The organism is Sphingobacterium pedocola, from assembly GCF_015209965.1.
In the GTDB taxonomy this organism is placed as follows: Bacteria; Bacteroidota; Bacteroidia; order Sphingobacteriales; family Sphingobacteriaceae; genus Sphingobacterium; species Sphingobacterium pedocola.
In genome coordinates this window covers 946605-971939 of record NZ_MU158690.1, presented here as the reverse complement: position 1 = coordinate 971939, position 25335 = coordinate 946605, and the positions used below count along the sequence as shown (strand labels likewise).

Below are 25335 nucleotides of genomic sequence, written 5' to 3'. Positions count from 1 at the left end.
GTTTAGCGTTAACGCTGGATGGCGGGATATCCTTATCTCCAGCCACCCCCGAGTGCACGGTATAAATCCACGTGCGACTGCAAATGTTGTTGCCGCAGTTCCGCTAGATCCAGATCACTGCTCAGGGCATTACTCTGCGCGGTAATAACCTCCAAATAACTGGCGTAACCACCTTTAAAAAGCAAGGTTGCATTGCGCACAGCGAGTTGGGAGTTCTCGACCCTTCTTCGCGCATATTCCAACTCTTCCCGTTGCTTTTCAACTGTCACTACCGCATTAGACACTTCATTAATAGCCTCAACTACCGTTTGTTGTAGACCTATTTCCACTTTATCGCGCTCCAGTCGAGCAGTTTCATAGCGTAGCTTAAGTGTCTTATTCCTAAAAATAGGTGTGGTAATGTCCCCTGCAATACCCCCGAGCAATGCGCCGGGAATATTAAACCAGTTTTTAGGCAGCATGGCGTTGACGCCCAGGGAACCGCCGATACTCAATGTAGGGTACCGCATTGCTTGCTCCACGTTTGCATTTGCGTTAGCTGCGACCAGCTGCAGTTCGGCAGAACGGACATCTGGACGGTTACGTATAACCTCCACCGGCGATGCTAGGGTAAAGGTCATATCTTCAGCAAATACTTGCGAAGCGCTATCGTCCCGAGGGATGGAGTCCGGCATTTGGCCCGCCAATATACGTAAGGCATTTTCCTGTACAAAGATTTCCTTTTCCAGCTGAGGGATCAACGAAGCTGCCAATAAGCGCTGCGACTCCGTCTGTTGGATCGCCAGTGCAGTGATTTCACCTGCTTCGTATTGCAGTTCTATCATACGTAAGGTACTGTCGTTCAATCTCACATTTCGCTTTGCGACTTCAATCTTCGCATCCAGCATCAGCAGATTGAAATAACCTTTGGCTACGTTCGCAATTATACTCGTTTGCACGGCATTCTTCGCTTCAAACGTATCGAGGTATTCCGCTAGTAATTGGTCATTCCGATTACTGATCTTTCCCCATATATCCAGTTCCCAGCTAAAACTAACTTCAGATCCAAACTGCGAAACAGACATAAACATATTCTGCGGCGCGTCTTTCTGCATTTTATCATACCACTTAGAAGATGGACCTGAGCTAAATTCCGAAGAGCGCCACTGCCTATTTGCACCCGCTACCGTAGCATCAACACTAGGCAGATAATTAGCTCGGTTTTGCCGCAGTTGCCGGTTTGCAATTTCCAGATTTATCAACGCCACCTTCAGGTCGTTATTATGGACTAGTGCCGAATCGATTAAGTTCTTTAGAGTCGGATCTTTAAAAAATGTATTCCAATGTACCCTTCCCGTGTGTACCGTATCTGTTGCGGCATGTACCGTATCTCCCCGAAATGCATTAGGCACGTGGAGATCAGGCTGCACATACCGCTGCCCAACCTTACAGCTTGCCACTAATGTTACCACAACGAGGGCCAGTATGGCCCAGCCTTCTATTTTACGCCTATTCATTATCATCCGCTGTATTAAATTTGTCACTCAGTTTTTCGTCCAATCCTTTAAATACAACGAACAGAACAGGAATAATCAGTACACCTAATATTACGCCTATTAACATCCCACCGGCAGCGCTAAAGCTTATCGAATGATTACCGATTGCAGATGGCCCAACGGTCCACATTAAAGGAATCAATCCGGCAACAAAAGCCAGACTTGTCATCAGTATGGGGCGAAGTCGTAGTTTGGCGCCCGAAATAGCAGCCTCTACAATGCTCATTCCCTTATTTCGTTCCTGTACGGCAAATTCGACGATCAAGATGGCATTTTTAGCCAACAGTCCGATCAGCATAATCAATCCGACCTGTACATAAATATTATTTTCCAGTCCAACCAATGCAATAGTAGCATATACACCAATTAATCCGACGGGGATGGATAACAGTACCGCCCATGGCAGGATATAACTTTCATATTGTGCGGCCAGCAGAAAATACACAAAGAGTATACTGAGGGCAAATATCAAAATGGTCTGCGAACTCGACTGGCTCTCTTCAAAGCTCATTCCCGTCCACTCGAAACCATAATTTCCCGGCAGCTGTTCGTCTGCCAAACGCTGAATCGCTTCCATCGCATCTCCAGTACTGTATCCATCTGCAGGTTCGGCATTTACAGCAATGGCATTGTAGAGGTTGTAACGGGTGATGGTCTCTGGCCCAATTGCTTTCTCCAAGGACAGCAAGGTGTTTACCGGAACCATCTCTCCAGATTTGCTGCGCACAAAAATAGAATTAAACGATTCTGGATCCTTCCGATAATCGAAATCAGCCTGCACATACACCCTATATTGACGGCCAAAGCGACTGAAATCCCCAGCCTGGACACGGGCGAAATACGTACGGATGGTCGACATCAGATCTCTGATATCTACTCCCAAAGATTTTGCTTTTACCGCATCAATATCCACCGTGTACTGTGGGAAATTAGCTTTAAAACTCGTATAGGCATTTCCAATTTCCGGTAACTCGTTCAGCTGATTAATAAAGGTATCTGCGATAGTGGTGAAATCGCGAATATCGCCGTCGAGTCTATCCTGTAATACGAGTTCAATTCCCGAAAAATCGCCAAACCCCTGCACAGTAGGTCTAGGGAATACCGTAAATTTTGCTTCGTGCAATTGTGCCAAATCACTTCTTATCGTGTCCATGAATGCATTAATGTTTCTGATTCCTTTACGATCGGCATGTGGGAAGAGATTGATATATCCAGCTGCAAAAGCTGCACTCGAACTCCCGTCGAGCGCGTTAAATCCGGATACCGTGGTCATCCCTGCTACCTCTTTGCGCTGGCGCAGGATGCTGTCCGCCCGGCGTAGCACCTGGGTTGTTCGCGCGAGTGATGCCCCTGGGGGCATGGCTAAGTTATAGGTAATAAAACCATCGTCTTCTGTTGGAATAAAGCTCTTAGGCGATTGAATCATTAAGAAAGCTCCTAAGAGCGTTACAGTAAGCAATCCGCCCCAAGCGATTGCGTTGTTTTTTATCAAGAAGCCCACACCTTTAATATACCTCTCTGTCAGCCGATCGAAGGACGTATTGAAGGCCGTAAAAAACCTTGATTTGAATGCGTTGAATTTGTTTTGCTTTAGCTCTTCATTCTCTGGATGCATATGCGGAGGTTTGAGTAGTAGCGCGCATAAAGCCGGACTTAAGGTCAGTGCATTAAGCGCTGATATTAGGATCGCCGTAGCCAATGTGTACGCAAATTGCCGATAAAATACCCCGGCCGGTCCCTCCATAAATCCGACGGGCAAGAACACCGCCGCCATCACCAAGGTGATCGACAATATCGCTCCTGTAATTTCCGACATGGTGATTAAGGTCGCGGCCTTGGCTTTTAATCCGGTACTATGCATCTTCTGATGGATCGCTTCGACCACGACGATGGCATCATCTACAACGATACCAATTGCCAGCACCAAGGCAAACATGGTCAGTACGTTGAGCGAAAAACCAAAAAGCTGCAAGAAGAAAAATGTTCCCACGAGCGAGACCGGAATAGCGATAGCCGGAATCAACGTGGAGCGCAGATCCTGAAGGAAGATAAAAACAATAATAAATACCAATATAAAGGCTTCAAAAAGCGTGTGCTTCACCTGGTTAATCGATTCATCAATCTGATCCCGCACCGAATAGGTGATGTCGTACTTTATTCCTTCGGGAAAAGACTTAGCCTGTTGTTCCAGAAGCGCACGTACCGCCAAATCGATATCATGGGCATTGGATCCACTCGTTTGTGTTAGGTTAAGTGTAAGTCCTGGATACCCGTCCACCTTGTTATCCGAATTCAGGTTAGTTGCCCCAAATTCGATCCGGGCAATATCTTTGAGGTATAAGACGGAGCCATCTACATTCGTCTTTATTACTACATTTTCGAATTCCTCAGGCTGGCTAAAACGTCCCTTATGCCGAATCACGGTTTCAAATACCTCATCTGATGTTTCACCAAATTTCCCGGGAGCAATTTCAAAGTTCTGATCCGATATGGCGGTCATCACATCTTTAGGAACTAAATTGTACAAGGCCAGTTTTTCCGGGTTGAGCCACAGCCGCATGGCGTAGTCACGTGCCCCTAGGCGCGACACCTGTGCAACGCCGTCTACGCGAAGCAAGGGGCGCATGAGATTAATCTGTGCATAGGCCTGCAAGAAGGTTTCATCATATAAACTATCCTGATGATCCGAATACAAGTTAATGGTCATGATGACACCACTCTGTCGCGGCATGACGGTTACGCCCGCTTCGTTTACTTCGGCGGGAATAGAACTGATTGCCCGGGAGATGCGCGTCTGCACATTAACGGATGCAATATCCGGATTCGTGCCGGTTTTAAAGAAAACAACGACAGATCCTGATCCCGAGTTAGAGGCCGTAGATCGGATGTACGTCATATCCTCCACACCATTGATTGCTTCCTCAATAGGAAGCAGTACACTTTTGGCGACAGTTTCTGAGTTTGCTCCGGGGTAACTCAGCGAAACCACCACACTGGGCGGCGCTATTTCCGGAAAACGTGTGACCGGCAGTAATTTCATCGACACCAAGCCTAGAATAACCAATAAGATAGAAATCACGGTAGCTAATACCGGACGGCTAATAAATGTTTTCAACATAATTATTTGCGTAGCATATTTTCCGATCGGCGGATTTGCAGATCGGCTGATTTGCGTTTAAGAAATTAGTTTGACTGTGCGACCGGCATAATCAGGGATCCGTCGGTGAGCTTGTCAAATCCGCTCAAAATCACCCGATCACCAGAATGGATACCATCCGAGACAATGTATTTATCTTTGCTTTGCCCAGCGATCGTGATGTTTCTACGTTTTGCGCGGTTGGTGCTATCGACCACGAAAACAAAAGTTTTGTCCTGCAATTGCGTCGTCGACACCTGAGGTATTTGTAACACATCTTCCCTGACTTCCGATATTTTTAACGTACCGCTACTACCCGAGCGCAATATGTTGTCCTTATTCGAAAAGGTAGCACGGAGGGAAATTGCACCGGTAGCTCGGTCGACCTGACCGTTTACGGCATCAACAAGTCCTTTCTTCTCGTACGCCTCACCATCGGCTAATACCAACGTTACTTCAGGAAAGGTCAACTTGTGATGCTGGTTATACTGTCGCCCCTCTGCGCTGTCTTTGCGTGCTTGCGCCTTGGAAAAGTACAAAAAGTCGGACTCGTTCATCGCGAAATAGACGTATACCTCTTTAATGTCGGACAGATAGGTCAGCGGTTCTTTGTCTCCCTTCGTCACCAGATTACCGACACGCTTCGGTATACGCCCGATATAACCGCTCACCGGAGCTGTAATAATCGTGAAGTCCTTACTGATCTGTGCCGTTCGCACCGCCGCTGCGGCTTGGTCTAGGGTCGCTTTGGCAACCTGGTACTCCGCCTGCGCCGCTGCCAGCCTCACATCCGAAATCACCTCATTGGCAACCAACGGCTTTAATCGATCCATCTCCAGCTGTGCGTTCTTCAGTTTAGCTTGCGCCACGTGCTCAGTAGCTACCATATTGTTCAGGTTCTCCTGATACGTGGAAGGATCTACCTTAAATAATTTCTGCCCCTTCTGCACATAAGCCCCTTCATCTACATAGATTTCCTGCAATAAACCCTCCACTTGCGGACGGACTTCCACATTGACCTTTCCTTCAATGGTTCCCAGATAATCCTTTACGGTAACGGCATCCGTTCGCTCTACCACGTGGACAGGAAGCGCAAGGGCTTTAGTTGATGCTTCTTTTTCTTTCGATTTTCCATCCGTACAAGCTACCGTTAGGAAAATGGAGCTAAATAAAATAAATGAGCCAGTTAATGTTGATAAAATGATACGATTCACTATATGTCCTTTCAATGTTTCTATTCTTATGTAATATATTTATTACATACACTCTATTAACGTCTCATTTCTCAATTATTATACCACTTAACATTAATTAACACGATCATTTTGTTACCCCGTTGGCCACAGGCACGATAAATACTTGTTTAGCAGAAATTTAAATCCTATTTTTCATTTCCTAACAAATTCGTAGATTTACGTGTCCCGAGTTTCACGTCATGCAAATACTGGTAATCGAAGATGATAAACGAATTAGTGACTTCTTAACCAAGGGGCTAGAAGAGCATGCTTACTCGGTTACGCTGTGTACCAATGCGGAAGATGCTATAGCCTACTACCTCAATCTTCCATGGAATCTCATGCTCGTTGACGTCATGCTCCCGGGGATAGACGGCATCCAGCTCGTGCAGATCATCCGACATAAGAAGATACATGTGCCGATATTAATGCTGAGTGCACTTGGCACGGTACAGGATAAGGTTAGTGCGCTTGACTATGGTGCTGATGACTACATCACCAAGCCCTTTCATTTCGAAGAGCTGCTTTCACGCATCCGCGCGCTTACAAGACGCTATCAATCGGAGGCTCCAGAAGAAAAGTCGAACAAAGTATATTTCAACAATCTTCATATCGACTTCGATCAGTTTCAGGTCTTTCTTTCCGACACGCCTGTGGAACTGTCGCCCAGGGAGTTCAAACTGCTGCTGTATCTTACCGAAAACAGCAATAAAGCAGTTAGCCGAATGCAGATTCTCAATGCGGTATGGGGCATCAATTTTGACAATCAGACCAATGTAGTCGATGTATATATCTCCTATCTCCGTAACAAGATCGAAAAAAGCGGCGATAAATTTATCCATACGGTGAAAGGGATAGGATACATGTTCAAAATATAGCTATGAAACTAAGAGATCGCTTATCCCTCTACGCGGTGATGGTCTTTTCGATCGTTATCCTCCTGGCTTCGACGCTTATCTATTTTTCTTTCTACAATTGGATGGTGCACAACCAATTTCGCGATCTACAAAATAAAACCCTACTAGCAGCAGTATTCTATTTAGAAGCGGACGAACAAAGTCACCCCGAACGGGAAAGTATCAAAAACCAGCTTCAAAAAACCATATCGCGAACGAATATTGCGGTGTACGACCGTTTAGACCGGCAAACCGCGGGCGAAATGATAAACGACAGCCATATTTCCCTTCAATTTATCCAGACGGTCCGCGAACAGCAGAAAGGAAACCTGACAAGTAAGGAGCACTTTTACCACGGTATCTTCTACAGAGACAACGAAGGCGATTTTGTTGTTGTCGCGCGGGAATGGAAAGGAAATTTCAACGCCCAAATGACCTCACTGCTTTATATTCTTATAGCCGTCTTTGTCTTCGGAATCCTATTGATCTATATCCTTTCACAGTTTCTCGGCAAAATAGCCTACGATCCGATCCTCAAAATTATGAAACAGATTAAGGACCGGGATGAAAAGAATTTCCAGCAGCCACTCACCCTTCAAAAATCCTATGCAGAGATTACAGCACTCGTAGAGACGTATAACCTATTTATTGAGCGTATCGGACAAACTTTCGCCATTCAGAAGAATTTCGTAGACTACATCTCCCACGAGTTGCGTACGCCAATCACAGCAATATTGGGCACGTTGGAAGTCACATCGAATAGGGCGAGAAGCGTAGCCGAATATAACGACGTTATGATACAGCTGCGGCAGTACACCGCAGATCTGGAAGCCAGCTTAGATAATATGATGCTGTTATCCGGTGCACGAACAAACTTCGAGTTCAAAAATTTCCGTATTGATGAAGTGGTGTGGAAAGTTATTGAAGATGCCTATCTGTACCATAATGCAGATATCCAGGTGGAATTTGAAGTCGACGACTCCAAATTATTGAACATCTACGGGAACGAGAACTTGTTGGAATCTGCCCTAAAGAATATCATCGAGAACGCCATTAAATATTCCAACAACCAGTCTGTACGTATCCGAATATATATCGCAGCTGGTAGACTAAAATTGTGCATCACAGATAAGGGCATAGGTATTCCAGCTGCAGATCTGGGGAGCATTACCCAAAACTTTTTTAGGGGAGGAAATACGGGCAATTTTCAAGGCAAAGGCATCGGCTTGTCCATGTCAAAAGTTATCTTCACGCTACATCGGATAGAAATGGAGATCAGCTCCGGCGAAAACGGCACAACGGTAGAATTAACCGTATAGGATTGCATGCACAGCATATTATTGATTTATTAAGAGAAGATTGGGCATTTAGCGGTGGTATGCGGTCATTAATTCAAAAAGCGGTGCTGCTTGGGGAGCAACACCGGCTTTTCTTTATGAAAAACGCAATCGGGGATGATTGCACTACTTATTCTTTGACAACAACTACCTCATATTCTGAACACTATCTCAGATAAACCCAAGACCGCTCCACCCATGGCAGAAAAACTTGTGACGTTCTCTATTCGTCTACAAACTGCTCAACGGGGATAAACAACATAAAAGCATGCTACAAAGAAACCAAAGATCAATACTGTTACCTACTCACTAATCTCTATATAGCAAAATTTTGCTATACATTAACCTCATTTTAACAAATTTTTGCTACGGTCTCCATTATTAACTACACCCGTAATTCACTACCTTTGAACAGCCCCATTTAATTATTGAACAAACGATATTTCGTATCTCAAAAAAAGCAAGAAACAAAAGGTGAATGAATCATAAGACTGCCATTGTATTAGATGACCATAAACTGTTTGGTGAATCCTTCTCCGTTTTGCTTGAAAGATACACGCAGTTTGAAACTGTTCACACGTTCCACGAACCATCTGGTCTTATTCGTTTATTAAAACAGAACAGCCGTAAAACATTCTATCTCTTTTTGGATTACTACCTCCAGAACAACAACGGTCTCACTGTTCTAACCGATGTAAAAAGAATCAATAAACTATGTAAAATTATATTCGTTACCGGAACCTCGAGCTGGCCAGTTCTACATAACATCGAAAATCATGCCCCAGAGGGTATTATCAGTAAACTTACGGGGTTGGATGTGTTGCTTGAATGCATCGAACAAATAGAAGCTGGGAACCTCTACCGCTGTCCTGTTTTTCAGGAGATGAAAGCAAATGATATCGCTAAAAAGCCGATTCTATTTACCTCCCGTGAACTGGAAATTCTAAAATATATTGCTTCAGGACTTACCATAGCCGAAACAGCAGAGAAAACATTTCTGAGCCGCCATACCATTGTGTCCCATAGACGAAACATGATGACGAAAGCAAAGGTTACTTCGATTGGGCAACTCCTTATTTATGTAAACGAATGGAATCTAATTTAGTCTGTAACTCGTATATAATGATAAAAAGCTTCTTTTTTATCATTACGACTTGGGAATAAGATTGAAACCCACTTCGAAGAGAACACAAGTAATATACAGATATACAGGCATTACACCATTCTCCAAGGTAAAAAATAAAAGCTATTGTTCAAAAGATCTAATAAAAAGTAACGATATGCAAACGAACCAGAGCTGGGTAATTAGCTTTTTTTTATTCTTTCTACTTAAAGCGGTAGCTGCCTATCTATATATCCGACACCGAGGAAAGCAGGCAAAGGAAACCATACGATCCCTAAACGACGCTGCAGATATACAAATTGCATTAATGGAAGAGGCCCGTGATCAAGCGAGGCGCGACGAACAGCAACGTATCGCACAGCGTTTGCATGATGAACTGGCCGGTACATTGGCCAGCATTAAAAACAGGATGGAAATCATCAACGAAGAGTTAAGTGACGACTCAAAAACAGATGACCTCGCATATTTGAACAGTTTGGTGCACCATGCATACAAACAAGTTCGCCATCGTAGTCATCGCCTTTACGAGCATGCGCTTCAGGTCGATGAACACCGGTTTGCGGGGTATATCGACGATATGGCAAAGTCCGCCTTTCCCTCCAAGCAATATTGTTATAGCATCTATTTGGACCCAGATTCTTTAAGCGAAACTTCCTTTGAACTGCGGAGTGAGATCATCCAGATTATTCGGGAGGCATTTACCAATATACTTAAGCATGCAAATGCCAACGAGGTAAACCTCCTCCTATATCGAGAAAATTCCCATATCGTATTATATGTTCAGGACAATGGAACAACTTTCAAAGCCAAAACAAGACAAAGGAAAGAGCTGGGAATAACAAACATCGAAAATCGTATCCGCTCCCTTGGAGGAAGTCTGCTAATCGCTCTTACTGAAGAAGGCACCCGTTTAACTATTCATTTCCCATTATGACCTCGTGCGGTACATATTCAATATTTTACGCCAGATATAGATTCGTCCTAAATAAAAGAGGTGCTGCTTGGGAGGCAACACCTTCTTTTTTATTTATTGTGAAAACAACAATCTGAGATGATTGTAAATCTTGTTAATTAGAATCCAGTTAAAAGTAATCGTCTTCGTACTTAGTACGCTAATACCTCCACTTCAGTACGTCTGTTTGCCTGATGGTCCGCAATCGAACAGGGTACACCGTTGCTACATTTATTCACTAACCGCTTCTCACCATATCCCTTGGCAACCAATCTGTCACGTGCTATACCGCGGGTCACGATGTAATCGACCGCGCTTTGCGCACGTCTTTGGGACAACTTCTCATTGTAGCTATCACTGCCTCTGCTATCCGTATGGCTCGATAATTCGATCCGAAGTGTAGGATTATCGCGCATTGTTGCTACTAATTGATCAAGGATTAAAGCGGCATCTTTGCGGATATTATGTTTATCAAAGTCGTAGTAGATATTCTCTAGGACAAACTTATCGCCTACTGTGTATATCGGCTGTAAATTCATTGCGACCTGTACCGTGGTGTCCCGTGTTGGAAATAAGCGCTCAACACTGGTCGAATCCGAATGGTAACCCGGTTTTTCCGCCAGCAAACGGTAAGGTTCACCCTTATTTAGCGTAAATGTAATCCGTCCGTCTTTGTCCGTAATACCTTTTGCAGCTATCTCTTTTCCCTTATGAAACAACGTCACGCTAGTGGCCGGCAACAGCTCTCCTGTTTCCCTGTTGCGGGTCAATCCCTCCAGAACGATGATAAATTTAGGTTTCGCAAACGTGAACGAATAGATATCGTCACCTCCCTTTCCCCCCGGTCTATTTGACGACAGGTATCCGTAGATGACATCCTCATCGTTGGCCTCTACGACGTAGGCGAAATCATCACCTGCCGAATTCAGCGGATAACGAAGGTTTTCAGGGGTACCGAATGTCGAGCGGCTGCCTATAGACCTATATATATCCAGGCCGCCCATGCCTACCCAGCCGTCACTCGAAAAGTATAGGGTATCACCGGACACGTTCGGAAACATCTCGTCACCCGCACTGTTTATCGTAGATCCGGCATTCTGTGGGGCTCCCCAGCTGTTGTCGCCCTGCAGCTCACTGTACCAGATATCCACACCCCCATGCCCGCCGGGCATGTCCGAAGCATAATACAATACCTTTCCATCGCTGCTCAGTGCTGCATGGCCCAGTGAATATTCCTTCACATTATTATAGGCAAAGTCTTCTTCGCTCCAATCTGTTCCGTTCTTTCTATATATTTTTAGTTCCAGGTTCTGTTTACGCCATTTCAATCCATCCGACCGGTATTTCTCCGTTTCATTCCCCGGGTATGTCCTCGTTACATAAAGCACATCCTCTGCCGCATTTACAGCTAATGGCCCCACATGGTACAGCGCATTATTGAAGGCACCTCCCATGATATTGGGACCGTTTAATTCCCAATCCCCTGTCCGGTCTGCAGCATACACTTTAAGGTAAGACTGTCCCGTCATACCACTTTTGTTGTCTAACAATCCGTGGGGTTCGCCCGCATACAGAACACCTCCACTTGTTGGCACAAGACTAAATTCGGAAAGGGCTGTATTGATAGCAGCTTCATTTCTCAGGTTGTGCAGGGATGGGCTCTTCATCCATACCACAGCCGAGTCGGCCCCCTGTATATAACGCGTTATGTTTTCCGCGTTTCCGTATTTCTCCTGATAGACCAGATACTGTTTACTGGCTTCGGCGTAGCGGCCCCTCTTCTTCAGCACTTCCGCATAATGCAGCAGAGACTCCTGCTTATGATCGGGCTCTAGCACTATACGCGAATACCAGTTCTCCGCCAGTTCGTATTCGTTGATCCTCCGGTAACTATCTGCCAGACGTTCCATATCTTCCGTTCGCGGCTTTTTCACATCAACGAGCTTTTCATACGCTGCCGCTGCATTTGCATACTCCAATTTATTGTAGAGCAGCTCCGCGCGGCTCCTCCGACTGGGCTGTTCCTGCGCCAGGGACAGCTCTACTCCTAAAAGCAGTAACGAAACAGCCAATAACCGAAAGCTCCCTATATAATATCTTCTTTCCATAATTTATCTGTCTTAACAATGATCTTTCTATTCATGCAACCTCCGGTTCCTACAGTCCGGTTCGATTCCGTTTCCTAAAAATAGCGCGGACTCAGGATCTGGCGCGCCAGGCGGCCAAAGGTCACGCCAAGCGTAACTTCATGCGTACCCTGCTGCAGTCCGCTCATGCGGTTCAACATGTGATCGTATGAGTATCCTATACGCAGTGTAGGACTCACGTAAAACTGCGCAATCACACTAAGTGAATTCAGGGAACTCAATTTGTTTACCGAGTAGTCGCTATAATCGCGGTCAAACACGCGTGCCCGGGTACGGTATCCGCCCCCGATCCAGAATTTATCGTTAAAGATGAACATCGCATTGACGTCCAAAGAAGTGGGCCCTTTAAAATCGTCCTTCACCAAGATACTCGGTCTTAGCAACAGTCCGGGGTCGAGCTCCAACAGTACCCCCGCGATAAGATAGCCGTGCGTATTGCGTGCCAGGCTTTCCAGTGAATTCTGGTTGAACTGGAAATCTTCATCGCTATCTGTTCCGGAAAAAAGATCCTGTACCGATACACCAGCATACCATCTTGGGTTGCTGTAATATACCCCGAGACGGACATCGGGCTTCCACGTCGATATTTTTCCATCCGGCAATACTTGATCCACACGGTCAATGGGATCGAGTTTATTACCGTCCAGACTGTATTGCGTTACCCCTCCAGCGATCCCCAAGCTTAAACGGTGCTCATCGGCCCGGTCAAGCTGCAGGCGAAGCGCGTAATTCGCATAAATACTGGTGGCAGCCTGAGCGCCCAGTTGATCACCGGTCACCACCAGCCCAACGCCGTGCCTCCGCTCCTCCGGATCGAGTACGCCGTCTACCGATAACATACCTGTCTTCGGAGCACCTTCCCAGCCGGTCCACTGGCTCCGTAGCCCCAGTTGACCGAACCATTCCTCCTTATATCCCGCATATCCTGGATTGACACTGATCGAATTGAATATATACTGTGTCATCTGGATGTTCTGCTGGCCTCGCAACCCGGTCCCAAGAAGAACAAGTAGTAGAATCAAAAATAATGGTGTGGACTTTTTCATCGTCTTTATTGTCTAATATTATCCATTGAATGTAAGTAGAGACGTAATACTCTGTTTCTGAGAAACCTTACATTACGTCTCTAAAATTAACGACCCTAATACATTTATTGGCGCTTAATCAAAACACTTCCCTTAAAAATTTGGGTCTGCGTTCCGTTATGAGCCGTAATCAGATAGAAATATGTACCCTCATTCAGTCCAGATCCGTCCCATTCGTTTCGGTAGTCAGAGCTACTGTAGACCTCATTTCCCCAACGGTTAAGAATAACCAAGTCTATCCGGTCAAAACCTTCGTGACCAACTATTTCAAAACGGTCATTCTTCCCGTCTCCGTTTGGCGTGAAAACATTTGGAATGATCAGATTCCGTGGAAGTACATTTACCGTAACCCAAGCTGTAGACCTCAGGCCGTTCTCATCCATGATCTCATACTCAAAACGATCTTCGCCCACATATCCTTCGTTCGGAATATAGGTAATACTTCCATCTGGATTAACTTGTGTACGCCCGTTCAATGGCGGTGTAACCACACGTATCGAACCAATAACAATCGCACTCGATCCTGGTTCATCGTTCTCCAGTACATTGATCGCCGGAATTTCATTTGTATTGCGACCGTAAGTAATGTCAACAGGACCATCATCGTTCGCCGTCGGACCTACTAACGATAGTGACTGCTTCGTAAACCATGTTCCTGTCAGGGTATTACCTGTTCGGGTTTCGATATCCTCTCGCGTATGTATGCCTTCACCATTGAATACAGTTACATCGCCGATCCAGTTACCACCATCGGCATTCTGAACAATCCGTGCGTCTGCATCCACATATGCAACACCGTGGGTTGCCATATTATGCTGTAGACGGTAGCTCATCTGTAAAGACTCATCGGCGTAGATATTCCAAACACGATCCATACCCAGATCAATATCTGCCTGACTAAAGTCGATGCTTGTAGCAGCCCCATAGCTCGTAACGGATACGTAGACCTGGCGACCTGCCGTAGACGGCGTCAGTGTCGCCGGCGTGTAATCCCCTGCAGCGATCCCGACAGGAAACAAGAATGCCGACACACCAAGATAGTTCTTGATCAAATGACCATCAGCACGGTCATCGGTCACCACCATCCGGTCACGGTTTGCATGCAATATATTCGACGCCGTCCCCAGTTCAAAATCATGACCGTTCAGGTAAATATTCGCTCCGTTTACAGCAAGATCTATAGACCTGCTGATACGCAAGGCCGCTGTCTTGGAGGAAGGAAACGTGCCCCCTTCTGGATAAGGCCCCTCAATATTTTCTAGGATCATTCCGTGGTCGTTGTTCAAAACAATTGTGACATCAATAGACGCTATATTATTATTGCCATCTACTACCGTAGCTCCAGTAGCCCACCCCGCATACATCGGGTTAGAAGCCGGACTATGTAGGGTCAATGTACCGCTACCATGAATACGCGCCGTCGGTGCTATCCAGATATTCCGGGAATACACTATCAGATCGCCATCCAACTGCACATCTGCATTTGGACCAAAATATAAACTTTCCGAATAGATTACTTCGAAGGTTCCGGAAGAAATCGTCTGCGGGCCGTTATGGGTTACAAATGAACTAAGACCTGTCTGGGCCTGTGTAGACACCGAAAATGATATCAACATAGCCACGAAGGTTATTATATTTCGTAAACGCTTTTTCATACACGCTATTTATTTTTAAGAGTCACCATTAGTCATGTCTTATTATAGGTACAAGCTCGAGAAGATTTCATTTAGCTCGTTAGTATAAAAATCTTCTCGAAGCCCAATGACTTACTTCCAATAGCTCCACACGGTACCATCATAGACAGCCAATGCCTTGGCGTCTGTATCATAACACATCATTCCCGGATACGGACCGGGTACATTCAGGTGCGGAGAAGCTACTTTCGGAAGTACCAATGCCTTATCCGTCGCTTCCAATACCAGCACGCCGTCGACAGTTGTACTTTTGGCTCCTATTACCGTCTGCGTACCAGCAGCCGTACCTGAATAAGGCAACACAGCGCTGTTGTCCCCCTCGTCTGAAAGGTTAACCCAAGCCCCATTCGCAAACATTTTCACCATTTGGGCATTCTTGTCATACAGGAACGTGCCGTTTGCTGGTGTGGAGGGCAGGGTCGCTACAGCAGGTAGGATAATCCCTTTGGTGGTGCCGGATGCAAAGTCCAATACGCCACCACCATCTACCGTTAATTTTTCAATAGCCGTTTGACCATGAACCACAGTCCAACTGAAGCAAACCCCAAGTAGTAACAAAGCCGGTATTTTCATGATTTTTATGTTTTGATATACTATATTCTTGATTTTTATAAATTAATATCCTTCTCTATTATTCATTACAACCCCTTTGGATACAATTCCAGGTTGTCCCGTTATACAGCTTGATACATTCTTCGTCGGTATCATATACCAACATTCCTTCTACGGCATCAAGGGCGTTGATTTGCACTGTGGTTAAACGGGTAATTACAAAGCCCTTATTTTCCGATTCGATGGCAATGAAACCATTTGGAATGTTTTCAGGCCAGTTTGCGACCATTCCGCTCCTGTCTGAAACCCCTACCTTGGTAAATTCAGTCGGTGTTCCTGTTGCACCGGGTTGCACACAATAACAGCCAATTATCATTGCATCTGAGGAACTTCCTACACCCTGCGGATTTCCGTTGTCAGGCACCCCATTTCCATCTACCGGATACATCGAAATATTAATGGAACCGTCAGGATTTAAATCTGCAGAGGTGTAGTTGCCGTCACCTTCGATCGCATCCGGGCAGCCATCACCATCTGAATCCAGATCAAGACGGTTTGGTATACCATCTCCATCGGTATCACATTCCAAATACATCGACACCACGTAAACTGGATCACCAAAAGCTGTTGTGGTTGAAAATCCGAATGACTTTGCACCAAAATTCATATTTATATAACGCCATTGGCCAAATTCGTTTGTTCCCGTATTTGCGTCTAAATTAGATAGCGTTTTTTCTGTTGGCAGATCTGTAACCGCCCATTCTCCGGATATTGGAACTTGGTTTTCTGATCCAGGAGCAGTCACAGGCATTACAACTCCTGCATCATAAATATGAATCGTCTTGCTATCGTTACCATAATACTGAGGATCTTGTGACATTACTAAAAACGCGCTTAATGCCCCACTAATATCCCATCTGGAAGCAGCTTCACCGTCTTTTGTCCACCAGTTATCTTCAGTAGGATGGACTGAAGCATTTGTAATACGTATGATAATTGCACCAGAATTCGCTGGATACCCAAATTTGGCACTCAAATCAGCTGTTACATCTTGGTTTTTTGCGTTCAATGCCAACCCAAAATCGGAAGGAGCAATATCTATTAATCCTCCTGACACAAAGGCGGCTAGCATATCATTGTATGTATTACTACACTCAACACTATCTAAAATACCATCATTGTCTGAATCCAGATCGCAAGCATCGTTGATACCGTCACCATCTGTATCCGGTCCAGGACAAGGGTCTTCCGGACAAGGCACGCTGTTCAACCCACTCCCACGTCCATAGATATAGGTAGAGCCAACTACCGATTGGGTAGCCACAATCGTGTTGGGTGCTCCATCATTCCATGTAATCGCATTAAAACTATTACCGTTACTCAATTCCAACAGATGCAACTCTCCACCGGAAGTCTTGCTTCCATACATAGTAACATTTCCATTAGGAGCAATAACAACACGGATAAGAGGTGCTGATGCGTTACCCGTCATCTGCCATATAGCATTTGTATTGATTTCATATTGATCCCCATCAGCAAACCGCACATTGATACCGCTTGTCCCGGCAGACTGGAACTCAATTTCCTGTGTAGCCAGCTGTACCCCATTGATTTCCATATTGAAGGAATTATCCAAGGAATGAATATCAAACTGAAAACCATAATTGGTAGCCGGCTGGTTGAATGTAATCGGGACTCCACCATTGGAAGAAAACGTATTTCCTTCCACTTCTTCCGTACAGACCTCAGGATCAATACCAGGACAGGCTTCTAATGTGATCACATTGGACAGCATCGATGGGTTTTCTACCGAGCAAGGATTATCCGGATCTATGACCAGTTCAAAGAAGCTTGAAGCGGCATCTTCATCCGTAAATATCTCGTTGGTAATATCCAGCGTCACGGTAATGGAACTTTCGCCGTTCGGAATGACCAAATCATCGATCTCAATATAGGATTCACCTGTAGGATCAAATCCGAGTACACCCGAGGTTCCATTGTTGAAGGTAACTGAAGTGATATCCTGACCTAAATCATAATACACTTTCAATGTAGCTCCGGTAATTTCTGGGTCTTGATTGTCAAAATTCAAGGTATAGGTTACCTGATCTCCCTCGCCCAGACAGGTAGCATCTACTTCATAAAGGAAGTTTAAATCCGGCGCCGTGAAGCTACTGGCAACAAAACCTACCGTACTAAACTCGCCTGCTGCCGGATTGATACTACTATATGAATTACTTGTTTCAGTTACTGTATAATCACTTGATGTATTATACACTGTGGTCGTACCATTCGTGCTTCTGACGTTAATATAAAGGAAGGTAGTACCTGATGGCAGTTCGAGTCCATTGAGTGTAAACGTATTGGCGTCATACGTATACGGTGTCGGAGAACCAAATTCCGAATCGTTGTACGTGTCTTCCACAAACTCCAATCCAGCAGGTAGTGTTTGGGAAACATTAACTGTCCTGGTGTCACAATTGCTGTTGATGAAACGTAGTCGCATCGTGGTTTCTATACAGCTGGCCACTTCTTCGCTTTGTGTGAAGTCCTGTATCATCGTCACATTATCCACAGTCGGCGGTAGCGGAATCGCACATTCGAATGTAATATCTCCAATATCCAATGACCGGAGCGTCTGGCGCGCATTCGTTCTTTCCACATCAAAAATGATTTCTATTCGCTCAATTGGTCTATTGAATCTAACATTTGCTGTAGAATGCAAGAAAGTTAGCCCTCTATACGGCTTGGCACCAAGTACTTGATTTCCTTGTATTTCATAGGTAGTGGCTGTTGTAGGATTGGCAGCGTGGGTAATTTTTGGCATCACCACATTGCCATCACAGTCATAGCCTATGACAGTAAACTTATTGGCATTGCTGAGATAGGTATTGATATTCGAAATCTGGAAACTTGCCCCAGCCACCGTTTGATTTAGATCGATGCTATGGATTACCTCCACATTTTGGTTGTCCCGTCTTCTGGACAAGAACCATCTACCGTAAGGACGCGGATAAGCGTTTGGACCATACTCAACACCGACAGGGTAATCCGCCGACATATTCACAATCAAATCCCCTTGATCGCTCGATCCTATAATCTCTGGATCCATCACATTGTTCTGGCGCTCTAAAGTAGTATTCCAACTTCTACCTGTTTTGAATACAAAGGTACCACCTGTACAGACATCGCAGTCGCTAGGAGAAACTATCCCCGCGAAAGTCATATACCTAACCCCTTCGGTAAACAAGAAGTTGAAAGAAGCCAAGCCACCCGCATAAGAAGCCGCAGGCAATCTGACCAGGTTAGTGCTGAAATTTTCATCATCGGCTACCCAAATTTCTATACCGGAATTGAAGGTATAGTCGTTGAGATTAGTCTGTAGCCAGATGGGTTCAGGGTTGCCTGTAGTCTCTACACGCCACACTTTATTGGCTCTCGTAATGGCAGGATCCAGAGGAAGTCCGGTACAAGGATCCGTAGCAAGAGCCGCTTCACCTGTCCCGTTATTGTCTCCAAACAGGATAAACGTGTGATCTTCACCGAAAGCTGTTCTTTGCGGATCAGCATTCGGAGAGGCGAAATCATTGGTGGTCGCCACAATCAATACCCCCTTCGCGGCAGGATTGACCGAGGTAGAAACTTTTTGGCTTAAGGCACCTATGTCATCACGTGCGACACCAAAGACATTATTGTTGAAATCGGTACTGTTCACGCCATCCCAGACCGTTTCTTCTGTTGAAGAAAGGTAGTTCAGGGTTTCCAAACGACCGAGCGTTATACCATATTTGATAGCCAAATAGGAATCTACTCTTCTTCTTTCAATTTCACTCAAATTACCCGCTCCATAGATGATCGTTTCACCTAGATGACCTATAAAACCTGCATTATCACTTCCATTACTTGAAAAACGTGTATCTCCAAACGCATGTCCACCATTCATAAACCCTCTAGCTCCATGGGTTCCATTTGCACCGTTTGCAGCTCCGTTCAACCCTTTTGATATGGTGAGATCGGTAAATGTGTGATACATTATACTTGGTATGGTGGTTGAAAAAGTTATACCACCGGGATTAGCCAGATATCTTGATCCATATGCATTATTCAGACGTTCAGACCGCTGGTCTGCAAGCAACCCAATTCCGTCCCATCTGCTAATGCTACCCGCAGGCAAATTATTATCAACCAATGAGCTGAAAATCCTTGGATTCCCCCCCGAATGGCTAACTCCTTCCTTGGTGAACATAAAGATATCAAAATCCAATTCCGATATGGTTTGAACCCCCATATTCCCCAGTGTCTGCGTAGCAGCAGTGAAATTGACACCTGGATTGAAATTGAAATAATCTATATCCCCTTCAACAAACTCAGGCAAAGCATTCCCTCCTAATTGAGAAATAACCGTTCCGGAGAAGAAGTCTGTCCAGGAAGTTACTTCCGTTCCTACGCCGGTATTCTCCGCATCTATATCAGCTCTATACCAGTAGCTGAGTGCATTGACCACTCCTCCCGGTGCATAAGCAAACCCGGCGAAGGTGAAATAATCCCCATCATTGTAAGTGAGGGTAGTGGTATTATATTCAATACCATTGATAGTGACTTCATCCGTCATGGGGATAAAATCGTCCGAGTTATCAAAGGTCTCATCAGTAGAGCGTACCAAATGCAAGTTGTTGATGCCTTTTGGCCAAGCAATGATTACTGTACCTGTACCGCCTGTGTTTTGAACTTTCCAAATAGCTTCAAAACGATGGTTTATTTCACCACCCGGAGCAGTCGGGTATGCTAAAGCAGTCTTTAATCCTTGCTTTAAACCATTGTCACCTGTTAACAAAAACTGACCTTCGGTTAAGTCATTGGTATTATCAAGGTTACTTTCGAATAAAGAGCTGCCGTGACCAATAACTAATTTCTGATTTGTACCTGTACTGGCTGCTTGCTTTTGGTGCAATGCAGTAACATTCTCTCTTGCAATACCGAAAATGTTATTGTTATAACCATTATTCAGGGTTCTGTCCCAAACAATACTGCTGGTTGTAGAAAGGTAATTTTCGTTTAATGTAGTACCATTCTTTACAGCAAGGTAAGAATTGACTCTGGATTGTTCGTTTGATGTGAGAAGACGATTGTACCAAACCACCTCCATAATATCACCAGGAAAAGCCCCGGGAGCATCCCAACCAGCATGACCTACTCTCAGGTTAATACCATAAATCTGGAACCTATTAGTTCCTGTGTATGGCGTTGTTTCATAAACACCATTTAAACCTAATACTTTTTCACCTCCCGACGAAGTCGAAGTTCCCCCATTGGCAACCGAATTGTTAGCAATAGCCGAGAAAACATTGGGAACATTAATATTAAATGTTGTTGAAAAATTTGTTCCGGTTGTTCCGGCAAAAAATTCATATTGTCTTGGAAATCCATTTTCAATCGACATTGCCGGTTCGGAAGCGTTTAAATCATCGTCAATCCCTATGATACGCCCTGTTCCATTGGTAATAGGTCTTACTGCCGAGAAAATAGAAGTATTGGTATTAGGCAATTCTGCATTACCCAGCGGGTTCATTACCGTAGCAGGATTATAAAAGAATTTTGAAGCAGTATAATCTGTGGTGTACGGATGGAAGTTATGGGCTCTATCAGCAGGAGAAAGTGTCATTCCTCCTACATTCGGAATATTGTCCTCATTAAGGGACTGATCTTTCCATGCAGTGGTAATATCTCCAGCATCATCGGATTTAATCCAGAAATCAGGTCCGCTAACGCCTCCCGGAGCAAACTGATATCCAGCAAGCGTAAAATAGTCTCCATCATTCAGAGTAACTGTTGCTGTGTTATAATCAACACCATTTACAGTAACGACAGCAGTCATCGGGATAAACTCGTCCGTTACGTCTATTGTTGCATCCGTAGATCGTACCAGATGTAAATTAGTAATCCCTGCGGGCCAAGCCACGGTTACTGAACCTACGGTGTTGGTATTTTGCACATGCCAAATCGTTGCAAATCTGTTGTTGACTTGACCACCTGGAGCATTATGGGTTAGTGATTCTATTAATTGTCTTTGCAATCCATTATCCCCCCATACCAAAAACTGGCCGTCGGCCAGATTATTTATATTGTCTGCATTGGTAGCAAACAAGCTGCTACCATTTCCTATCAGCAATTGATTTCCTGCATTTTGGGACATAGCTTGTTTTTGGTGCAATCCTGAGGCATCATCCCTGCTTATTCCGGAAATATTGTTGTTATAGGTTGCATCGTTATATATAATATTGTCATTTGCATCGACATAGTTGCCTTGCTTGGAAATACCATACTTTAACGCAAGATAAGTTTCTACCTTATTGTACTCGGCAGGATCGTGTTTGCCGGAGAAAACCACCACTTCTGCCACATCCCCGCTCCAGAAAACAGAATTTGCTCCCGAAGAACCTATCCTAAAGGCCGCAGTATTGGCATACGTAGGGTTTACGTTGGTTGCATTGATGGCTTCCGTCCAGCTTTGGGCAGCAATATAGTTTCTACCGGTAGCACCACCTCCATCATATCCAGTCCTTACCAAATTCAACCCTTGGTTGGGTTGTGTGATATCCCAATTAGGCGGAGCAGGAACCATGGCAGTGCCTGCATTGTTTGCAAAACTCGCGGTACCCCTAGTTGCTATGGCTCCGGTAGTAGCTTGTTGACCGCTGTGAAAGCCCGAAACATCACCGGATGCGCCAATACCAAATACGGCTCTGTTGGCGGTAGCTGTATTGTTTTTAGCCACATAATAGTATGTAGTGGGTGTAGTATTGCCTACCGGCCAAAGGAGCTTGGGCGTGAGATTGTTGAACTGGTGAACAGTAACCCCTTCAAAAGAAGCGACTGGGTTGAAGTTGATCAAAGACTCGCCAGCGGGTGCCGAGGTTCTTTCCAGATTGTAAGCATTCCCCGATTGGTCTGTCCAGAAAGTTCCCGCTAATCCTACATCCCCCTTGTACCAAGCAGCCAAACCGGTGGACACGCCCCCGGGAGACTGCCCGAAAGCCGATGTTAGTACGGCAAAAAATAGCGCTGTAACCCATCCAATTTTCAAATTGTATGTTTTTCTCATGTTTAGTTTAATAAATTACAATCCACTCCATTGATCAACTTATGAAAGATTATCCCGGCCACCTGCGTTGAGACAGGCAGCCGCGACATATCAGCTTTACCAATACCTTACCTTTCGCCGAATTATGGTACTACCGTATATTCAACAATGATATAATAATCTCCTGCCGGATGTAAGGTGGTCATGGAGCCGGCAGTTCCAAGTATCAAGGTTCTATTGACCTGATCATATTCTATGATGTTGGTACTGATAGATCCTGTGGTCTTGCTTATAAATCTGACACCTATCACAGTAGCTCCAGTAGGAATATCACTTCCTGAGAGATCCACTACATTGGAATTGGTTGCCAATGTAATATCACCTACCACTTCAAAAACAGGTTCTCCGCCGATCCATTCTTTACCGGTGTTTTGACTGGTAGCCCGATAATGGGCTGATTGGAGCGTAAGGGCTGAAATATCAGCCGACAGCATATTACCATTTTCATCGGTGTAGAGGATGTTTTCTACCGCTGTGGTGCCACTATCGTCGCGGGTATTGGGGTAGTTGTTAAACGATATCTCGCCCTCACCGGATATACGCATTTTTTCAGTACCAAGAGCTCCGCTTCCCGCACTCGTACTGAATGTTATCGGAGCAGAAACATCAGTGGCATGTGTTCCCAATAATAATTCAGTAGAGCTACCAGAAGCAGTTATTGAAGAACTACTAGCATTCCACTGCTGTATCCATAAATTGGAACCACCGTTATGAAATCCCATAGCTGCATCAACGGCAGTATTGGTAGCTGTCTGATGTATTCTTCCAGCCGCATCCCAATGAGTTCTCCTGTCAGTTCCATTAAATCTCAGCGTCTTTCCGTTTAAGCCTAGGTTCCTGATTGTTTCTGTTCCTGTCAAAAGACCATCGGTGTTATAGATGTTGAGCGGATCCGAAGCTAAATCAGCTACGTCAACCGTTTTGAGTACCCCATCGGCATCGGCTACTACAACTTTATCTGTATTCGCATCCCCTTCATAAGCTGTAGTATTAATGTCACGGATACGCACACCGTCTGCACCAATATCCAATCGCTCAGTAGGATTAATAGTTCCAACACCCATTTCTCCTGTTCCTGTAATCCGGGCTTTTATGGTTGAAGCTGCACCGCCCCCCGCGCTGGTAGAGAAATCAATGGGAGCCGCTGCACCGGTAATATTATGAGTACCTATAAGTAATTTCGTAGCATTATTGGATGCATACATCTGCACATCAGAATTGTTATCACTATACATCGAGAATGAATTAACACCACCATGAGACAAAGTCATCGAAGCTCTATTTCCGGTACCAGCATCCTGATGTATTCCGGTGCCTGCGTCATTATAGAAAGTTGTTTGTTGGATGTCGGAAAATCTCAAGAAGTTGTCGTCCTGTGTTATGCTTGTACTTTCCAGTAACGTGCCACCAAGATATACTTTTTCTCCTTCTATGTGCAAACCATTGTCGGCTTCTATCGCTGTTGCCTGCGGCACAAACAAGGCACCATCTGTACCTGCTGTAATACCGTTCCCAGCATCGCCAGAGATCAGGTTTAACGTTTGCGTATTACCATTCTCGATTGTTGTAGATAATACACCTCCCGTAATACTTAAATCGGTAATTGTTTGATCATCGGTATCAGTAACTGTTGAACTCACAATATAAGGGTTTGCTACAGTACCTGCACCAGTGACACTAACACCAGTACCTGCTTGGGTAACACCTCCAACACCATCAACACCAGCTGGTCCTTGTGGTCCGGGATCTCCTTGTATTCCTTGCGGTCCTGCTTCTCCTGGTGCTCCTACTGGTCCATCATGACCAGCTGGTCCTGTTAAATCTGATGAAGTAAACGAGGTACCGTTTGTATAATTAATAGTAAAGGTACCGTTGCCGTTGTTAACAGTCGATGCTACTCCAACACCATCTACCCCTATATCAGCCAAGGCAACTTGAACAGTATTTCCATCGCTATCAGTTAAGATTAAATTAGTTCCGTCATGTGTTAAACTTACGTTTGTGGTATTGGTGTCTAGCCCTTCTAAATATTCTTCAATACTTGTATAAGTGTTACCGTTAACTGTAACAGGACCGCCGTTAACCACTTCCTCAAACTGGTTGATAACAGAAGCAGGTACATCGACTACCGTTACCGTGCCGTCTTCACTTGTATAAGTATACGTTCCGTCGTTATTGTCGATCAACGTCGTATTGGTTTCGTTTGCCGCTACGATGTTCTCGATGTATTCTTCAATACTTGTATAAGTGTTACCGTTAACTGTAACAGGACCGCCGTTAACCACTTCCTCAAACTGGTTGATGACTGAAGCAGGGATATCAACAGTTGTTACCGTACCGTCTTCTGAAGTATAGGTGTACGTACCGTCGTTATTGTCGATCAACGTCGTATTGGTCTCGTTTGCCGCTACGATGTTCTCGATGTATTCCTCTATCGTATTATAGGTAGTACCGTTAACCGTAACAGGACCGCCGTTAACCACTTCTTCAAACTGGTTGATA

13 protein-coding genes are annotated in these 25335 nt (G+C 44.9%); 4 read left to right on the top strand and 9 right to left on the bottom strand.

Annotated features, from left to right (window positions below; genetic code table 11):
* Positions 1 to 32: 32 nt before the first annotated feature.
* From C4F40_RS14085 to C4F40_RS14075, 3 genes are all read right to left on the bottom strand, one after another.
* Complete coding sequence (locus C4F40_RS14085; RefSeq protein ID WP_231390070.1) at positions 33 to 1496, bottom strand: efflux transporter outer membrane subunit; 1464 nt, start codon at positions 1494 to 1496, stop codon at positions 33 to 35.
* Positions 1489 to 4653, bottom strand: a complete 3165-nt coding sequence (locus C4F40_RS14080) for an efflux RND transporter permease subunit (protein ID WP_196940018.1) — start codon at positions 4651 to 4653, stop codon at positions 1489 to 1491. Before C4F40_RS14080 ends, C4F40_RS14085 begins: the two co-directional genes overlap by 8 nt.
* 65 nt (positions 4654 to 4718) lie before the next feature.
* Positions 4719 to 5900, bottom strand: a complete 1182-nt coding sequence (locus C4F40_RS14075; RefSeq protein ID WP_231390069.1) for an efflux RND transporter periplasmic adaptor subunit — start codon at positions 5898 to 5900, stop codon at positions 4719 to 4721.
* A 206-nt stretch (positions 5901 to 6106) separates the two neighbouring features.
* Between C4F40_RS14075 and C4F40_RS14070 the strand changes: the two genes are divergently transcribed.
* From C4F40_RS14070 to C4F40_RS14055, 4 genes are all read left to right on the top strand, one after another.
* The gene (locus C4F40_RS14070) at positions 6107 to 6784 is read left to right on the top strand and encodes a response regulator transcription factor (RefSeq protein WP_196940017.1); all 678 of its coding nucleotides are present in this window, start codon (positions 6107 to 6109) and stop codon (positions 6782 to 6784) included.
* A gap of 2 nt (positions 6785 to 6786) precedes the next feature.
* Complete coding sequence (locus C4F40_RS14065) at positions 6787 to 8121, top strand: sensor histidine kinase (RefSeq protein ID WP_196940016.1); 1335 nt, start codon at positions 6787 to 6789, stop codon at positions 8119 to 8121.
* Between the two features lie 496 nt (positions 8122 to 8617).
* The gene (locus tag C4F40_RS14060; RefSeq protein WP_196940015.1) at positions 8618 to 9244 is read left to right on the top strand and encodes a helix-turn-helix transcriptional regulator; all 627 of its coding nucleotides are present in this window, start codon (positions 8618 to 8620) and stop codon (positions 9242 to 9244) included.
* Between the two features lie 175 nt (positions 9245 to 9419).
* Positions 9420 to 10196 (top strand): sensor histidine kinase, encoded by a 777-nt coding sequence (locus C4F40_RS14055; protein WP_196940014.1) that lies wholly within the window; start codon positions 9420 to 9422, stop codon positions 10194 to 10196.
* Between the two features lie 170 nt (positions 10197 to 10366).
* Here C4F40_RS14055 and C4F40_RS14050 read toward each other — a convergent pair whose 3' ends face one another.
* The 6 genes from C4F40_RS14050 to C4F40_RS14025 all read right to left on the bottom strand — a co-directional run.
* Positions 10367 to 12322, bottom strand: coding sequence for an OmpA family protein (locus C4F40_RS14050; protein ID WP_196940013.1), 1956 nt, complete (start codon positions 12320 to 12322; stop codon positions 10367 to 10369).
* A 74-nt stretch (positions 12323 to 12396) separates the two neighbouring features.
* A complete protein-coding gene (locus C4F40_RS14045) occupies positions 12397 to 13407 on the bottom strand; it encodes a PorP/SprF family type IX secretion system membrane protein (RefSeq protein ID WP_196940012.1) in 1011 nt (336 codons plus the stop codon).
* A gap of 104 nt (positions 13408 to 13511) precedes the next feature.
* Positions 13512 to 15101 carry a T9SS type B sorting domain-containing protein gene (locus C4F40_RS14040; RefSeq protein WP_196940011.1) on the bottom strand — a complete coding sequence of 530 codons (1590 nt, stop codon included), beginning with the start codon at positions 15099 to 15101 and terminating at the stop codon, positions 13512 to 13514.
* Between the two features lie 111 nt (positions 15102 to 15212).
* Positions 15213 to 15713: a hypothetical protein gene (locus tag C4F40_RS14035; protein ID WP_196940010.1), complete on the bottom strand. Its 501-nt coding sequence runs from the start codon at positions 15711 to 15713 to the stop codon at positions 15213 to 15215.
* Positions 15714 to 15771: 58 nt separating this feature from the next.
* Complete coding sequence (locus tag C4F40_RS14030; RefSeq protein WP_196940009.1) at positions 15772 to 22794, bottom strand: thrombospondin type 3 repeat-containing protein; 7023 nt, start codon at positions 22792 to 22794, stop codon at positions 15772 to 15774.
* A 122-nt stretch (positions 22795 to 22916) separates the two neighbouring features.
* The coding region (locus C4F40_RS14025) for a collagen-like triple helix repeat-containing protein (protein WP_196940008.1) at positions 22917 to 25335 on the bottom strand (2419 nt) is incomplete at its 5' end.

What these genes read in the sequence shown, in the direction of transcription:
- C4F40_RS14030 (WP_196940009.1), bottom strand. Translation starts at nt 22,794, where the DNA reads ATGAGAAAAACATACAATTTGAAAATTGGATGGGTTACAGCGCTATTT.
- C4F40_RS14070 (WP_196940017.1), top strand. Translation starts at nt 6,107, where the DNA reads ATGCAAATACTGGTAATCGAAGATGATAAACGAATTAGTGACTTCTTA.
- C4F40_RS14080 (WP_196940018.1), bottom strand. Translation starts at nt 4,653, where the DNA reads ATGTTGAAAACATTTATTAGCCGTCCGGTATTAGCTACCGTGATTTCT.
- C4F40_RS14060 (WP_196940015.1), top strand. Translation starts at nt 8,618, where the DNA reads ATGAATCATAAGACTGCCATTGTATTAGATGACCATAAACTGTTTGGT.
- C4F40_RS14040 (WP_196940011.1), bottom strand. Translation starts at nt 15,101, where the DNA reads ATGAAAAAGCGTTTACGAAATATAATAACCTTCGTGGCTATGTTGATA.
- C4F40_RS14035 (WP_196940010.1), bottom strand. Translation starts at nt 15,713, where the DNA reads ATGAAAATACCGGCTTTGTTACTACTTGGGGTTTGCTTCAGTTGGACT.
- C4F40_RS14085 (WP_231390070.1), bottom strand. Translation starts at nt 1,496, where the DNA reads ATGAATAGGCGTAAAATAGAAGGCTGGGCCATACTGGCCCTCGTTGTG.
- C4F40_RS14055 (WP_196940014.1), top strand. Translation starts at nt 9,420, where the DNA reads ATGCAAACGAACCAGAGCTGGGTAATTAGCTTTTTTTTATTCTTTCTA.
- C4F40_RS14045 (WP_196940012.1), bottom strand. Translation starts at nt 13,407, where the DNA reads ATGAAAAAGTCCACACCATTATTTTTGATTCTACTACTTGTTCTTCTT.
- C4F40_RS14050 (WP_196940013.1), bottom strand. Translation starts at nt 12,322, where the DNA reads ATGGAAAGAAGATATTATATAGGGAGCTTTCGGTTATTGGCTGTTTCG.
- C4F40_RS14065 (WP_196940016.1), top strand. Translation starts at nt 6,787, where the DNA reads ATGAAACTAAGAGATCGCTTATCCCTCTACGCGGTGATGGTCTTTTCG.